Below are 14,482 nucleotides of genomic sequence, written 5' to 3'. Positions count from 1 at the left end.
GGCAGGTGATGGGGATAGTCGATGATCTGCAGCGAGCCAGGAGCGCGTTCGAGCAGCGCGACTGGGCGGTCGCCTACGACCGACTGGCCGCGCTGGACGGCGAACTCGGGCCGGAGGAGCTGCTGACGCTGGGTACCGCGGCCTTCCTGCTCGGTGACACCGACGCCTGCGTCCGCGCCCTGCAGCGGGGCTATCGGTCGCAGATCGACACCGGCGAGGTGCTGGGCGCCGTACGGTTCGCGTTCTGGCTCTCGCTCGTGCTGGCAATGCGCGGTGAAGGGGCCGTGGGCAACGGCTGGGCCGCCCGGGCCGAACGGCTCCTCGCCGACCAGCCGCCGGACGTGGTCGAGCGCGGATACCTGCGGATCCACGACTTCTTCGCCCGCCTCGACCACGGCGACATCACCGGCGCACTGGCGATCGGCGACGAGATCGCGGTCGTCGGACGCAGGCACGGCGACCCGGACCTGCTCGCGCAGGGACTCGTCTGCAAAGGGCGGATCTTGATGTACACCGGACAGGTCACCGAAGGCCTGGCCCTGCTCGACGAAGCCATGGTCGGGGTCGCCGCCGGTGAGCTCTCACCGATCTTCGCCGGCAACGTGTACTGCGCCATGATCGAGGCCTGCCAGGAGGTCCTCGACTTCGCCCGCGCCTCAGCGTGGACGACGGCGCTGACCCGCTGGTGCGACAGCCAGCCGGATCTGGTCCCGTTCACCGGGCAGTGCGCCGTACATCGCGGTCAGATCCTCCGACTGCATGCGGCGTACCCGCAGGCGCTGGCCGAGTTCGAGGATGCCTGTCGGCGTTACGTCGCGGCCGGGTCCGACGCCGCGGCGGGACTTGCGTTGAGCGAACGTGGCGACGTCCTGCGGATCCGCGGTGACTACGCGGCCGCGGAGGCGTCGTACGACGAAGCCGCCGGCTACGGCTACGAGCCGCAACCCGGCCGCGCGCTACTCATGATCGCCCGCGGCCGGGTGGCCGCTGCCGTCGTCGCCGTACGGCGTCTGCTCGCCGAAACCGTCGATCCGGTCCACCGCTCACGCTTGCTCGCGGGCTCCGTCGAGGTCCTGCTGGCCGCAGCGGCCACAGCCGAGGCCGAGGCGGCGGCTGCGGAACTGGCCACGATCGCGGACTCCTTCGGCTGCACGGGCCTGCGCGCGTCGGCGGCGTACTGCCTGGGCCTGGTAGCCGAGAACCCCGATCAGGCTGCCCGGCAGGCCCGGGCCGCTGCACAACTCTGGGGCGAGCTCCACGCTCCTTATGAAGCCGCACGCGCCAGGGTCCTGCTGGGCCGCTCGATGCTGTCGCTCGGCGACGAGGACGCGGCCGCCACAGCTCTGACGGCAGCGTGCCGGACGTTCACCGAGCTCGGCGCGGCGCCGGCCCGGCTCGAGGTGCAGCGGCTACTGAGCCGGGACTCGGCCGGCGGCCTGACCGGTCGCGAGCTCGAAGTCCTGCACTTGGTTGCTATCGGCAACAGCAATACCGAGATCGCGCGCACCCTGGTGCTGAGCGACAAGACCGTGGCCAGGCATCTGACCAACATCTTCGCCAAACTCGACGTGCCCTCCCGCACAGCAGCCGTCGCCTACGCGCGCGACCACGACCTGCTCTGACCTACCTCGCCCGCGGCCTGGGCTTGAGGGTGGTACCGGGAAGTGGCGGGGCCGGCAGTGGGTCGCCGTCGTAGCCGGGGACCGCCGGGAAGCGATCGTTGCCCATGGCAGCTATTGAGGCCTGCCAGGAGTCCCGGGCCGCAACGATCTCCTCGTGGGTGCGGCCGATGAAGTTCCACCACATCACGAGCTCTTCGGTGAAGGGTTCGCCGCCGAGCAGGAGCAGGCGGACTCCGTTGTCGGAGGCAACCAAGTCGACGGTGTCGCGGCCGGCGCCGAGATAGGCGAGTTCACCGAAGGACGGGGTGAGGTGCCCGACGGTGAGCGCGCCGTCGACGACCAGTACGGCGTACTCGTTGGAAGGTGTGAGTGGGAGCGGGAGGGTGCGGCCGGGCTCGATGGTGATGTCGGCACCGACCAGCGGGGTGTAGGCCGGGGCCGGTGAGGTGACGCCGGCGACGGTCCCGATCATCACGGTGATGCGGGCGCCGCCGAGGTCGAGTTGCGGGAGATCGGCGTACGCGTTGAAGGCCGGTGAGGTCGTCGTGCGGACCGCGTCGGGGAGGGCGACCCAGAGCTGGGCGCCGTGGAGTCGGGGCGGTGCGTCCGGAGTGGAGACCTCCGAGTGCGCGATGCCGTTGCCGGCCGTCATGATGTTGAGCTCGCCGGGACGCACGAGTGCATGCGAGCCGACGCTGTCGCGATGCTCGATCTCGCCCTCGAACAACCAGCTCACGGTCTGCAGACTGGTGTGCGGATGCGGTGGGACGAGCATGCCGCGCTCCCCCGGCGCGTCGTACGAGTCGACCCGCTGAGTCAGATCATCCGGACCGTAGTGGTCGACGAAGCACCATGCGCCGACCATCCGGCGGTTCTTGTTCGGCAGGAGTCGCCGGACCTTGGTCGAGCGGCCGAGCACGACCTCGCGCGGCTCCAGGAGCTCGAACACCGGCCCCTGATCGGATCCGCTGCAGACGACCTCGGCCGGATCCTTCTCCAGATCGCTCATAAGAGGAAATGTACGCCGACATGCCCGAGTGGCGTGGTGACCATGTGTCATTGGACAATCACACATGGCGCGAAAAGTTCTGGGAGCGTTCCTGTGCGCGGCGCTGATGGCAGCCGTCGCAGTGGTGCTGCACGCCCTGACGACCAGTCCGATCATCGACATCCTGGGTCTGGTCGCCACTGTCGCCGTCGCCCTGGCCGGCTACTGGCTGACCCCGGGCACCCCGACGACCTCCGACGTCGACTCGCTCGCCGAGCAACTCAAAGGGCGGGTGGTGGGACAGTACAAGGACGACAAGAAGGCGAACCAGCTGAACGAGGGACACCTGCCGGTGCGCTGGTCGGCGGCGGACGTGAAGCTGATGGACAGCGACGGACGCAAGGTCATGCGCAGCTCGCTGGACGGCGGCTGGGACAACGTCACCGAGCAGTTCCTGCGCCTGCGGCGGCGTCGCTGGGTGATTCTCGGCGAGGGTGGTGCGGGCAAGAGCGGCCTGCTGCTGGAGCTCATGCAGCAGCTGCTCAAGGCACCGGCCAGGATCGGCGGCCGGGTTCCGGTGCTCGTCCCGCTGTCGGCCTGGGACGTTCGCAAGGACGTCGACGACTTCTTGGCCGACTTCCTGCTCGACACCTATCCCGGCCTGAAGTTCTCGCGCGGCCGGAAGAAGGGCGACCGCCGCGCCGATCTGATCCGGCTGGTCCGCGAGCGCATCCTGCCGATGTTCGACGGCCTGGACGAGATGCCCGCACCGCGGCGGGTCACCGCGCTGGAGCTGCTGTCGGAGCATGACGAGGAGTTTCAGTTCGTGCTGACCAGCCGGCCATGGGAGTACGACGACGCCGTGAGCAGGAAGCGCGGCCGGCACGGCGTCGCCGGGACCGCGGTGGTCGAGATCCAGCCGCTGGTCGTCGACGACATCGTCAAGTATCTGCGTGCTGTCCGGGACAGCGCGCCCGAGGCCTGGGCCGCCGCGCTGCGTGCGCACAAGCCGCTCGCCGAGGCCTTGTCGACCCCGCTGATGGTGTGGCTCGCCTCGGTCACCTTCGCCGGCGATCCGGCCGCGCTGTCCGGGTCGGGCATGACCGCTCAAGAGATCAAGGAGAAGGTCTTCAAGGCCCTGATCCCGGCCCAGTTCACCAAGCACCCGCGGTGGGGGCCGAACGCCCGGACCTGGGATGTGGAGGCCGTCACGCGCTGGATCACCTACCTCGCCCGCGACGTCGACCGGCGGCGCCGGACGAAGACTTCCGGCGGGACTGCGGACGACCTGATCTCCTGGTGGCGGCTCGCGGACGCCGCCGAGCCGGTCGTCAGCCGGCTGGCCGCGCTCACCGCGCTGCTGACCACAGGTGTGGGTGTGGGCATCGGAGTCGGCTACCTGTTCACCCCGGAGATCGGACTCCTCTCGGGTGTCGTGGTCGGCACGGTCATCGGGGTGAGTGCGGCGCACTCGCGGCTGAAGCCGACCACGGTCGAATTCCGCTTCGGAGGTCGATTCGCGGTCGGGCTTGCGGGCGGATTGCTGGTCGGGCTGGTGGCCGGTGGCGCGGTGTTCGTCCTGCAGCACGACCTGTCCGCGGTCTGGGCGCTGGCGGGGTTCGGCCTGCCGCTCGGCGTCGTCTACGGCCTCACGAGCACGGTCAAGGTCGAGGAGGCGGTCAGCCCGGCCGGCGTCCTCGAGCGCGAACGCGTCTTCGTGCTCGCGTACTTCATCGCCTATGGTCTCGCCTGCGCGATTGCCTGCTGGATCCTGTCCGGGCCGGTGCTGGCACTCTCCCTCGGCATCTTCGCCGGCCTGTCCGGCGGGTTGTTCAACGGCCTGCCCTGGGCAGTGGTGCATCTGCTGTTCAAGTCCGAGGAGGTCGATCCTTCAGCCGGAGCGGTCGCGTGGTTCCGCTTCTTCCTGGCCAGGCTGCTGTGGCGCTCGCACACCCCGGTGGACCTTCCTTGGCAGCTGCTCACGTTCCTCGAGGACGCGCGCCGCCGCGGCATCCTGCAACAGTCGGGGGCTAGCTACCGGTTCCGCCACGTCGATTACGTCGACTGGCTGGTCAAAGAACCCGGACGCGCCACCCCCGCGAGTCCGGGTCATGAAAGTCCTCATAACGCCGGCGCTGCCGGGCACTGAACGGGACCTCCTCGACCGGCAGTGCAACCACGTCGAGCGGCTCGGCGGCCGGCCAGGCATCGAGCCAGGCCGGCAGTGCCCCGGCGGGCGTCGTACCGAGGTGGTGGCTCCAGAGCTTCTCGCGGTACGCCGGAACGTCGCCGGTGAAGGCGATGCCGTGCTCGATGTCGGTGTAGAGCGACCGCTGAGCGATATTGCAGGAGCCGATGCAGGCCCACTCGTCGTCGACCAGCACGGTCTTGGCGTGGACGACGACGCCACGGCGCCGGTACGCCGAGACGCGCGCCTGCTGGGTGTCGTCGAGACCGGCCAGGAGCGCGTGGTTGACGGACTGGCAGAAGTATTCCGGATGCGGGAGGGGCGGGTCGTTCGGGTCGTCGACACCGGCGGTCAGCAGGATCACGCGTAGGTCCGGGGCCCGCCGTACGGCGTCGCGGACCCAGGTCATCACCTCGCCGGACCACATCAGCGGGTCCTCGAGATAGATGTACCGCCGGGCCTGCCCGATCGCGTGCCGCAGGGCGTCGCGGTACTCGAAGGTATTTGCCTCAGGCAACGGCTTGGGCCGGGCCGGGACGTACCACGGGTACTTGGTCGACGGCAGGGTGCGGAGGTTCTGCACCGACTGCGTTCCACCGGACGCGCGGACCGGGATCGCGCGCGGCGGCAGCGCCGTCGTACTGGCTGGAATCGAGACGAACCGGTCGTTGTCGAGCGGAAGGTTCTGCGAACGGCCTGAGCGACTGGCCTCCCAGAGAGTGCGGAAGTGGTCGTAGAAGCCTTGGACGGCTGGGCCTTCGACGCGGGCGACGACGTCGTGCCAGATCTGCTTCCCCTGGTGATCCGGACGCGACCAGCGGCTCAGCTCGAGGTCGAGGCCACCGGTGAAGCCGATGGTGTTCCGGCCGTCCGAGATCAGCATCAGCTTGCTGTGACTCGAGCCGGCCAGGTGGCCGATCGTGCTCGGTAGCGCCTCCGCGCCGACCGCGCGCAACTCACGGAGCGAGCGCAGGGTGAGGGTGTTGATCGCCGTGACGTGCGCGGCGCCGCCGAGCTTGGTCACCCGCGGGTGGCGGACGGCCGACGCCGACACCCAGCCGAGCGCGCGGACCTCGGCCCCGGCGGCGATCCTTGCCGCCAGCAACTTCACCAGCGCGGACTCTTCGTTCACCGGATCGACGAAGGGCTCCCCTTCCGGCCACGGATTGACACAGTACGGCGGCGCCTCGGTCAGCCGGGCATCGCCGTTCGGGAGGAGTTCGAATCCACCACGTCCGAGGCCCAGCCACCAACCGGTCAGGTAGACGAACCCATCCGCCCCCACCGATTCCAGCGCCGCACGGATCGCTGCCGAGTGCTCGGCGCCGTCGATCAGTGGACTGACAGTGCACCCGGTCGACGTCGGCAACGCGGGAAGCAGGTAGGTCACTGCGCGGTCCAGGCCAGAAGCTCGTCTTTGGCCCAGGTGTTGATGACGCGTTCGGGTGTGATGTCGCAGGCCTCGGCGCGTTCGCACCCGTAGACCTGCCAGTCGAGCTGGCCGGGTGCATGGGCGTCGGTGTCGATGCTGAAGACACAGTCCATCTCAGCGGCCAGGGCGAGCAGGCGTTTCGGCGGGTCGAGGCGTTCGGGGCGGGAGTTGATCTCGACCGCGGTACCGAACTGGCGGCAGGCCTCGAAGACCACCTCGGCGTCGAAGTCGGACTCGGGACGGGTACCGCGGCCGCCGGTGATCAGGCGGCCGGTGCAATGCCCCAGTACGTCGACGTGCGGGTTGGCGATCGCCTTGACCATCCGCTCGGTCATCGGCTCGGAGGCCATCCGGAGTTTGGAGTGCACGCTGGCCACGACGAGGTCGAGCCGGGCCAGGATCTCCGAATCGCAGTCGAGCGAACCGTCGTCGAGGATGTCGACCTCGATCCCGTTCAGGATGGTGAAACCGTCGAGCTCCTTGGACAGCTTCTTGTTGAGCTCGGCAACGACCTCGAGCTGCTGCAGCCGGCGTTCCCTTGACAGCCCGTTAGCAACGGTGAGTCGTGGCGAGTGGTCGGTGAGCGCCATGTACTTGTGCCCGAGCCGATGCGCCGTCCGCGCCATCTCCTCGATCGGGCTGCCGCCGTCGGACCACTCCGAATGCAGATGCAGATCGGCCTGCAGTGCCGCGCGCATCGCCGTACCCTCGTCGGTCAGCGCACCGGCCGACCCCTCCAGCTTGGTCAGGTACGACGGGACCGCGCCGTCCATCGCCTCCAGGATCACGGCCTCGGTCTTCGGCCCGATCCCCGGCAACTCGGTCAGCGTCCCGGCCCGCCGCCGCGCCCGCACCTCGGCCGCCGGCAATGCCTCGATGGTGTCCGCCGCCCGCCGGTAGGCCTTCACCCGATGCGTCGGCTGCCGATCCCGCTCCAGGTAGTACCCGATCGCCCGCAACGCCTCCACGGCAGCATCCACACCGGCCTTGTCCGTCATCCCCCCATCTTCCCGCCATTTGGCTGGCTAGCCACCCAAATCGGGGGTTCGGCACTCTGGTCAACGGTACAGAACCCCCCATTTGCCTGCCTACCCAGCCAAATGCGGGTGGCGGGGTGCGTATGGTCGGGGTGTGGCGAAGCAGACGGATCGGGGGCATCGGGCTCGCGCGGATCGGCTGCAGGGGCAGACGGGGGCGCTGGCCACTGCGGCTACGGCGGCGATGGAGGACAAGCTGCCGTGGTTCCGGGGGTTGTCGGCGCAGGACCGGTCGTGGATCGGGCTGGTGGCGCAGTCGGGGATCACCGCGTTCGTCGACTGGTTCCGCGATCCCGAGGAGCATTCGTCGATGCCGACGCGGATCTTCGGGTCCGCGCCGCGGGAGTTCACGCGGGTGATCTCGTTGCATCAGACGGTCGACCTGGTCCGGACGACCATCGAGATGATGGAGACCGCGATCGACGACCTGCTGCCGCCTGACGACGTACCGGTGGTGCAGCAGGCGATGCAGCGGTACGCCCGCGAGGTCGCGTTCGCGGCCGCGACCGTCTACGCGCAGGCCGCGGAGATGCGTGGCGCCTGGGACGCGCGGCTGGAAGCGCTCGTGGTCGACTCGGTGATCCGCGGCGAGGCCGACGATTCGGTCCGATCCCGCGCCTCCGCGCTGGGCTGGACGGGAGCCGCCGGTACGACGGGATCCGCCGAAGTCGCCGTGGTCGTCGGGCGCGCGCCGGCGGCTGAGGGCAATGCGAACGTGGCCGACGCCGTCCGGCACGCGGCCCGCGAGGCGGGTGCTGACGCTCTGTGTGCGATCCAGGGCGACCGGCTGGTGGTGGTTCTCGGCGGTACCAGCAAACCTGTGGAGATCGTACAAAGGCTGGCCCACTGGTTCGGACCTGGCCCGATCGTGGTCGGGCCGGTGGTGAAAGACCTGATGGCGGCCGTGACGTCGGCCCGGGCCGCGGTCGCCGGACTCCGCGCCGTACCGGCCTGGCCAGGTGCGCCGCGACCCGTCCAGGCCGACGAACTGCTCCCGGAGCGGTCACTCTCCGGAGACGGTCATGCCCGCCGGCAACTCGCCACTGAGGTGTACGGCCCGCTCACGGTGGGCGAAGGCGTGCTGCTCGACACGATTTCGGCGTACCTGGACTCCGGCGGTTCGATCGAGGCGACGGCCCGGGCGATGTTCATTCACGCCAATACCGTCCGGTACCGGTTGAAGCGTGTGGCCGATCTCACGGGCTACCAGCCGCTGAATCCCCGAGACGCTTTCACCTTGCGTGTCGCACTCGCCCTCGGTCGCCTGCTCAATCCGGAGCCGGGAAGCACCGTTTTGTAGGATCTCTACAAACAGGGCCGGTCAGAATTCGTGCTGCATTCCGGCCCGCGAACGGCCCGGAACAGGGAGAGTGGTCACGTGCTCGTCATCGTCGCGCCCGGTCAGGGTGCCCAGACCCCAGGTTTCCTCGAGCCGTGGCTCGCCGATCCCGTGTTCGAGAGCCGGCTCAACTGGCTCTCCGCGGTCGCCGGTCTCGACCTCGCCCACTACGGCACCCAGGCGGATGCCGACACCATCCGCGACACCGCGATCGCGCAGCCGCTGCTGGTCGCGGCCGGCCTGGCCACCGCGCCCGCACTGTTCACGGACCCCGCCCAGGTTGGTGCGCTGGCTGGTCACAGTGTCGGTGAGCTCGCCGCCGCTGCGCTGTCCGGTGCGTTGAGCGTGGAGCAGGCGATGGTCCTGGTCCGCGAGCGCGGGAAGGCGATGGCCGGCGCGGCCGCACTGACCGCGACCTCGATGACCGCGGTGCTCGGCGGCGACCGCGACGAGGTGCTCGCGAAGCTGGCGGAGTACGGGCTGACTCCGGCCAACGACAACGGCCCCGGCCAGATCGTCGCCGCCGGTACCGTCGAGGAGCTGGCCGCGTTCGCCGCGGACCCGCCCGCGAAGTCCCGGCTGATCCCGCTGTCGGTGGCCGGCGCGTTCCACACCAAGCACATGGAGCCGGCCGTCCAGACCCTCGCGAAGTACGCGACGGCGATCGGGACGGGTGAGCCCACCACCAAGCTGCTCTCCAACCGCGACGGTCAGGTCGTCACCGACGGCCAGGACGCGCTGCAGCGGATCGTCGCCCAGGTGAACTCCCCGGTCCGCTGGGACCTGTGCATGCAGACCTTCACCGAGCTCGGTGTCACCGGCATCCTCGAGCTGCCTCCGGCCGGCACGCTGGTCGGGATCGCCAAGCGCAACCTGAAGGGCGTCGAGACCTTCGCCCTCAAGACGCCGGACCAGCTCGACGACGCCCGCGCCTTCGTCCACAAGCATGGAGACCCCTCATGACCGCTATCACTGCAGCGAGCGGTGCGCAGTACGCCGGAGTCCTGGGCATCGGGTCGTACCGGCCGCGGCGGATCGTGCCGAACTCGGAGATCCTGGAGCACATCGACTCCAGTGACGAGTGGATCCAGACCCGGTCCGGGATCAAGGAGCGCCGCTGGGCCTCCGACGACGAGACCGTGCTGATGATGTCGGTCGAGGCAGCCAAGGACGCGCTGAAGGAGTCCGGGATCGACCCGGCCCAGATCGGCTGCGTGGTGGTCGCCACCGTCACACACCTCTACCAGACCCCCGCGATCGCGACCCGGATCGCGGTCGAGGTGGGCGCCCCGACCGCGGCCGCGTTCGACGTCTCCGCGGCGTGTGCCGGCTTCTGCTACGGCCTCGCGCTGGCCAGTGACATGGTCCGCGGTGGCAGTGCGAAGTACGTGCTGGCGATCGGCGTCGAGCGACTCAGCGACATCACCGACCGGACCGACCGCGGTACGGCGTTCATCTTCGCCGACGGCGCCGGTGCGGCTGTCGTGGGACCGACCGACGAGCCGGGGATCGGCCCGGTCGTATGGGGTTCCGACGGCACCCAGCACCAGGTGATCAGCCAGAAGGAGTCGTGGCAGGAGGCGGCCGGCAGCCAGAACTGGCCGCACCTCACGATGGACGGCAACCCGGTCTTCCGCTGGGCGTCGTTCGAGATGGCCAAGACCGCACAGCAGGCGCTCGACGTCGCCGGCGTACCGGCCGAGGAGCTCGACCTGTTCGTGCCGCACCAGGCGAACATGCGGATCACCGACGCGATGCGCCGTGCGCTCAAACTGCCCGAGCACGTGAAGGTTGCCCGCGACATCGAACGGCAGGGCAACACCTCGGCCGCGTCGATCCCGCTCGCGATCACCGCGATGCGCGAGTCCGGCGAGGCCAAGAGCGGCGACCTCGCGCTCGTCATCGGTTTCGGCGCCGGTCTGGTGTACGCCGCCCAGGTCATTCGGTTGCCCTAGGCAGCCGTCATAGTTGTCCGGGGCGGCTCAGGTGGCCGCACCGGCTGAATCACATCATTCGAAGGGAACACCGCAATGGCCAGCACCGAAGAGATCCGTTCCGACCTCGCCGAGATCGTGAACGAGATCGCCGGTATCCCGGTCGAGGACGTCCAGCTGGACAAGTCCTTCACCGACGACCTCGACGTCGACTCGCTCTCCATGGTGGAGGTCGTCGTGGCCGCCGAGGAGAAGTTCGACGTGAAGATCCCCGACGACGAGGTCAAGAACCTGAAGACCGTCGGCGACGCCGTCGCGTTCATCGAGCGCGGCCTGAACGGCTGATCCAGCTCAGATCGTCACCGTGCTGGCCGGTGCTCATCGGGCTCAGAACCGATGAGCACCACCGGCCGGCTCTCCCTTGGTCCCCCAGATCTCGTGAAGGATGAGGTACAGATGTCGAAGACCCGAGTCGTGATCACCGGGCTCGGAGCCACCACCCCGCTCGGCGGCGATGTGGCCAGCTCCTGGGAAGGCCTGCTGGCCGGACGGTCCGGCGCACGCCGGCTGACCGACGACTGGGTGCAGAACCTGGCCGTCCAGATCGCCGCCCCGGTGGCCGTCGAGCCGACCGAGATCATCGAGCGCGTGAAGGCCCGCCGCCTCGACCGCAACGCCCAGCTGGCCGTGGTCGCCGCCCGTGAGGCCTGGGCCGACGCCGGCCTGGAGGACGCCGGGCTGGACAAGGAGCGGCTGGGTGTGGCCGTTGCCACCGGCATCGGTGGCCTGCACACCACGCTGTCCAACTACGACGCCCTGCTGAAGAACCCGCGCCGGGTCTCGCCGCTGGCGATCCCGATGCTGATGCCGAACTCCTCCGCCGCGTACGTCGGCCTCGAGTTCGGCGCCAAGTCCGGTGTGCACACCCCGGTCTCGGCCTGTGCCTCCGGCAACGAGGCGATCGCGCTCGGCCTGGACCAGATCCGGCTCGGCCGCGCCGACGTCGTCCTGGCCGGTGGGACCGAGGGCACGATCATGCCGCTGCCGCTGGCCGCGTTCAGCCAGATGATGGCGCTGAGCAAGCGCAACGACGAGCCCGAGCGCGCCTCCCGGCCGTGGGACACCGACCGCGACGGGTTCCTGCTTGGTGAAGGCGCCGGCGTCCTGGTGCTGGAGTCCTACGAGCACGCTGTCGCGCGCGGCGCGAAGATCTACGCCGAGGTCGCCGGTGCCGGGATCTCCGCCGACGGTCATGACATCGCGCAGCCCGACCCGACCGGTTCCGGTGCGCGGCGGGCGATGGAGCGGGCGATGGCCGAGGGCGACCTGACCCCGGCCGACATCATGCACATCAACGCGCACGCCACCTCGACCCCGCAGGGCGACATCGCGGAGTCGCTGGCGATCCGGCTCGCGCTCGGCAAGGACGCCGACCACGCGATCGCGACCGCACCGAAGTCGATGATCGGTCACCTGCTCGGTGCCGCCGGCGCGGTCGAGTCGATCGCGACCGTGCTCGCGCTGCACCACCGCGTCGTCCCGCCGACGATCAACCTCGACAAGCTCGACGACCAGATCGACCTGGACATCGCCACCGAGCAGCGCAAGCTGCCCGACGGCGACCTGGCCGCGCTGAACAACTCGTTCGGCTTCGGCGGCCACAACGCCGCCATCGCGTTCAAGACGATCTGACAACCAAAGCCCCCGCGACCTGATCGCGGGGGCACCGGCGGTCGCCCCCCCGACCTCCGCCCCCAAGCTCGCCGCCGAACAGAAACGGTTGCCGGCGGCATCGACCGCGCTCGCGGCATCGTCCCCCCGCTGACAATCGGCTTTGCAACCCGCTTCACGGATCGCGATCTCCGCCCATGCGCCGAGCCACGTGCCGGGGGCGTGAACAAGAACTGGTGGGCCGAGACAGGTAATGACCTGTTCAGGCCCTCCGCAGGGTGTCCTGACCCACGCGAACAGGTCCGGTCGGCGACCCGCTCGTCTGTACGCGGCCGGCGTGTGCCTGAAGGCAGCCGAACTGGCCGACCGTTTCGGGGTGCACGAAGGTTGCGACACGGTGGTGATGTGGTTGACACGGCGAGGTTACTGGTGTTTGAGGGGGTCGTGGTGCAGGATGGACCCAGTTGCTCTGCTGGGATGGCCAGAGTTGTGCTCGAGATCGCTGGGGAAGGCGCCCCTCGAACACAGGAGGTCCCGGTGGCGACGACTCGTGGCGTTTTGTACGTCCACACGGTGCCGTCAGCGTTGTGTCCGCATGTCGAGTGGGCCGCAGGCGGCGTACTTGGTGTGCCTGTGAAACTCGACTGGACGCCGCAGCCCGCGGCACAAGGCACGTATCGGGCCGAGCTGTCCTGGCAGGCCGAGGCCGGCACGGCAGCGAAGCTCGCATCAGCGCTGCGCGGTTGGCAGAAGCTGCGCTTCGAGGTGACCGAGGAGCCGACGAACGGCGTCGAGGGTGAGCGTTACTCGTTCACGCCGACGCTCGGCGTCTTCCACGCGACCACCGGGGTGCACGGCGACATCATGGTGCCCGAGGAGCGGCTGAAGGCAGCGATGCTGAAGGCGGCGACCGGCGAGGCCGATCTGACCGAGGAGGTCGAGCGTTTGCTCGGCCGGCCCTGGGACGACGAGCTCGAACCGTTCCGGTATGCCGGAGACGGCGCTCCGGTTCGCTGGCTGCATCAGGTGGTCTGAGGCCAATGCTGAGCACTGGCTGAGAACTTGAGAAGAAGCTTTGAAGAGCACAGACAAACCCCGAACTTTTCGGGCAGAGTGAGCATCAGACGTTCTACAAGGGTGGAGGGGCCGTGGCCGCTGGGCCACCGGGTGTCGGGACACCCCCGGTGTTCAACAAACAGCGGCCGCACCACGTGGAGGGCGCGGATCCTCGGGACAGGATCCGCGCCCTTCGTGCGTCCTCAGCTCGAGGCGCGCCGGACGAGCTTGGTCGGCAGGATGAGTGGAGTCGGCGACTCCCCCGCGATCAGCGCGAGCAGCATCCGCGCCATCTCGCGACCGAGTGACTGGATCGGCTGACTGATCGTGCTCAGCGGCGGTTCGGTGTGCCGCGCGAGCACGACGTCGTTGAAGCCGACCACCGCGACATCGCCCGGGATCGTCCGCCCCGCGTCCTTCAGCACCCGCATCGCGCCGATCGCCATCTGATCCGATCCGACGAAGACCGCATCGAGGTCCGGGTGCTCGGCCAGCAACTGCTCCATCGCCCGGCCACCACCCTCCTCGCTGAAGTCGCCGTAGACGACGCGGCTCGCGTCCAGGCCGGCCACCGCGAGCGCGTCCTGATAGCCCTTGTACCGCGCGGTGCCGGCGCCCTCGTCCATCCGGCCGGTGATGGTGGCGATCCGGGTCCGGCCGGTCGCGACCAGGTGCTCGGTGGCCAGCCGGGCCCCACCACGGTTGTCCGCGTCCACGTAGTACCGAGGTTCGAAGTTCGCCGGGGTACCACCGAAGACGACCGGTACGTCGGAGTCCTCGGCGATCTGGGCGAGCGGATCGTCACCGTGCATCGACATCAGCATCACGCCGTCGGCCTGCCGGGTCCGCAGCACCTGCTCGAGCCGGGTCTGTCCCCGCGTGGACGTTGCGAGCTGCAGGATCAGCTCCAGCTCGGTCTCCTCGAGCACCGAGTTCACCCCGACTGCGACGTCGGCGAAGAACGGGTCGGTGAAGACCTGCGGGTTGTCGCTGGAGATCGCCAGCACGACGGCGCCGACCTGCTGGGTGGCCAGTGCGCGGGCGGTGGCGTTCGGCACGTAGCCGAGGTCGCTCACCGCTCGTTGGACGGCGTCCCGTTTGGCCTTGCTGACGTGCGGCGCGTTGTTGATCACCCGGGACGCGGCCGAACGCGACACACCGGCACGCTCGGCGACCTCGTCGAGCGTCACTTGGCGTTTGAGCTGGTCTGTCACC

General features: G+C 69.3%; 12 protein-coding genes. 8 read left to right on the top strand and 4 right to left on the bottom strand.

Annotation, left to right across the window (positions count from 1 at the left end; all coding sequences use genetic code 11):
• Nucleotides 1–8: 8 nt before the first annotated feature.
• On the top strand, nucleotides 9–1,622 hold the full coding sequence (locus tag ACFCV3_RS31015) for a response regulator transcription factor (RefSeq protein ID WP_376035841.1): 1,614 nt from the start codon (nucleotides 9–11) through the stop codon (nucleotides 1,620–1,622).
• 1 nt (nucleotide 1,623) lies between these two features.
• Here ACFCV3_RS31015 and ACFCV3_RS31010 read toward each other — a convergent pair whose 3' ends face one another.
• Nucleotides 1,624–2,631, bottom strand: a complete 1,008-nt coding sequence (locus ACFCV3_RS31010; RefSeq protein ID WP_376035839.1) for a pirin family protein — start codon at nucleotides 2,629–2,631, stop codon at nucleotides 1,624–1,626.
• A 64-nt stretch (nucleotides 2,632–2,695) separates the two neighbouring features.
• On the opposite strand from ACFCV3_RS31010, the gene ACFCV3_RS31005 reads away from it, so the two are divergent.
• Nucleotides 2,696–4,759 carry an NACHT domain-containing protein gene (locus tag ACFCV3_RS31005; protein WP_376035837.1) on the top strand — a complete coding sequence of 688 codons (2,064 nt, stop codon included), beginning with the start codon at nucleotides 2,696–2,698 and terminating at the stop codon, nucleotides 4,757–4,759.
• Here the strand turns inward: ACFCV3_RS31005 and ACFCV3_RS31000 are convergent.
• Together ACFCV3_RS31000 and ACFCV3_RS30995 are read right to left on the bottom strand one after the other, a co-directional pair.
• On the bottom strand, nucleotides 4,683–6,188 hold the full coding sequence (locus ACFCV3_RS31000; RefSeq protein ID WP_376035835.1) for a phosphatidylserine/phosphatidylglycerophosphate/cardiolipin synthase family protein: 1,506 nt from the start codon (nucleotides 6,186–6,188) through the stop codon (nucleotides 4,683–4,685). The two genes, ACFCV3_RS31005 and ACFCV3_RS31000, sit on opposite strands and share 77 nt — an antisense overlap.
• Nucleotides 6,185–7,228 carry a PHP domain-containing protein gene (locus ACFCV3_RS30995; protein WP_376035834.1) on the bottom strand — a complete coding sequence of 348 codons (1,044 nt, stop codon included), beginning with the start codon at nucleotides 7,226–7,228 and terminating at the stop codon, nucleotides 6,185–6,187. Before ACFCV3_RS30995 ends, ACFCV3_RS31000 begins: the two co-directional genes overlap by 4 nt.
• 133 nt (nucleotides 7,229–7,361) lie before the next feature.
• Here ACFCV3_RS30995 and ACFCV3_RS30990 point away from each other — a divergent pair, with 133 nt between their 5' ends.
• From ACFCV3_RS30990 to ACFCV3_RS30965, 6 genes are all read left to right on the top strand, one after another.
• Nucleotides 7,362–8,567, top strand: coding sequence for a PucR family transcriptional regulator (locus ACFCV3_RS30990; protein WP_376035832.1), 1,206 nt, complete (start codon nucleotides 7,362–7,364; stop codon nucleotides 8,565–8,567).
• 78 nt (nucleotides 8,568–8,645) lie between these two features.
• Nucleotides 8,646–9,569, top strand: coding sequence for an ACP S-malonyltransferase (locus ACFCV3_RS30985; protein ID WP_376035830.1), 924 nt, complete (start codon nucleotides 8,646–8,648; stop codon nucleotides 9,567–9,569).
• Nucleotides 9,566–10,561 carry a beta-ketoacyl-ACP synthase III gene (locus tag ACFCV3_RS30980; protein ID WP_376035828.1) on the top strand — a complete coding sequence of 332 codons (996 nt, stop codon included), beginning with the start codon at nucleotides 9,566–9,568 and terminating at the stop codon, nucleotides 10,559–10,561. Before ACFCV3_RS30985 ends, ACFCV3_RS30980 begins: the two co-directional genes overlap by 4 nt.
• Nucleotides 10,562–10,636: 75 nt before the next feature.
• Nucleotides 10,637–10,885 carry an acyl carrier protein gene (locus tag ACFCV3_RS30975; RefSeq protein ID WP_132170617.1) on the top strand — a complete coding sequence of 83 codons (249 nt, stop codon included), beginning with the start codon at nucleotides 10,637–10,639 and terminating at the stop codon, nucleotides 10,883–10,885.
• 111 nt (nucleotides 10,886–10,996) lie between these two features.
• Nucleotides 10,997–12,232: a beta-ketoacyl-ACP synthase II gene (gene fabF / locus ACFCV3_RS30970; protein ID WP_376035826.1), complete on the top strand. Its 1,236-nt coding sequence runs from the start codon at nucleotides 10,997–10,999 to the stop codon at nucleotides 12,230–12,232.
• A gap of 516 nt (nucleotides 12,233–12,748) precedes the next feature.
• A complete protein-coding gene (locus tag ACFCV3_RS30965; RefSeq protein WP_132407265.1) occupies nucleotides 12,749–13,246 on the top strand; it encodes a DUF3145 domain-containing protein in 498 nt (165 codons plus the stop codon).
• 224 nt (nucleotides 13,247–13,470) lie between these two features.
• Here the strand turns inward: ACFCV3_RS30965 and ACFCV3_RS30960 are convergent, their stop codons facing one another.
• On the bottom strand, nucleotides 13,471–14,481 hold the full coding sequence (locus ACFCV3_RS30960) for a LacI family DNA-binding transcriptional regulator (protein ID WP_376035824.1): 1,011 nt from the start codon (nucleotides 14,479–14,481) through the stop codon (nucleotides 13,471–13,473).
• Between the last annotated feature and the right edge of the window lies 1 nt (nucleotide 14,482).

It is taken from the genome of Kribbella sp. NPDC056345 (genome assembly GCF_042262745.1).
Lineage (GTDB): Bacteria > Actinomycetota > Actinomycetes > Propionibacteriales > Kribbellaceae > Kribbella.
The sequence above is the reverse complement of the archived record's forward strand: the minus strand, read 5'-3'. Positions and strand labels throughout refer to the sequence as shown.

Bases quoted from the DNA above. Each gene is read 5' to 3' on its own strand.
- ACFCV3_RS31015 (WP_376035841.1), top strand. From the start codon at position 9: ATGGGGATAGTCGATGATCTGCAGCGAGCCAGGAGCGCGTTCGAGCAG.
- ACFCV3_RS31010 (WP_376035839.1), bottom strand. From the start codon at position 2,631: ATGAGCGATCTGGAGAAGGATCCGGCCGAGGTCGTCTGCAGCGGATCC.
- ACFCV3_RS31005 (WP_376035837.1), top strand. From the start codon at position 2,696: ATGGCGCGAAAAGTTCTGGGAGCGTTCCTGTGCGCGGCGCTGATGGCA.
- ACFCV3_RS30995 (WP_376035834.1), bottom strand. From the start codon at position 7,228: ATGACGGACAAGGCCGGTGTGGATGCTGCCGTGGAGGCGTTGCGGGCG.
- ACFCV3_RS30980 (WP_376035828.1), top strand. From the start codon at position 9,566: ATGACCGCTATCACTGCAGCGAGCGGTGCGCAGTACGCCGGAGTCCTG.
- ACFCV3_RS30975 (WP_132170617.1), top strand. From the start codon at position 10,637: ATGGCCAGCACCGAAGAGATCCGTTCCGACCTCGCCGAGATCGTGAAC.
- fabF (WP_376035826.1), top strand. From the start codon at position 10,997: ATGTCGAAGACCCGAGTCGTGATCACCGGGCTCGGAGCCACCACCCCG.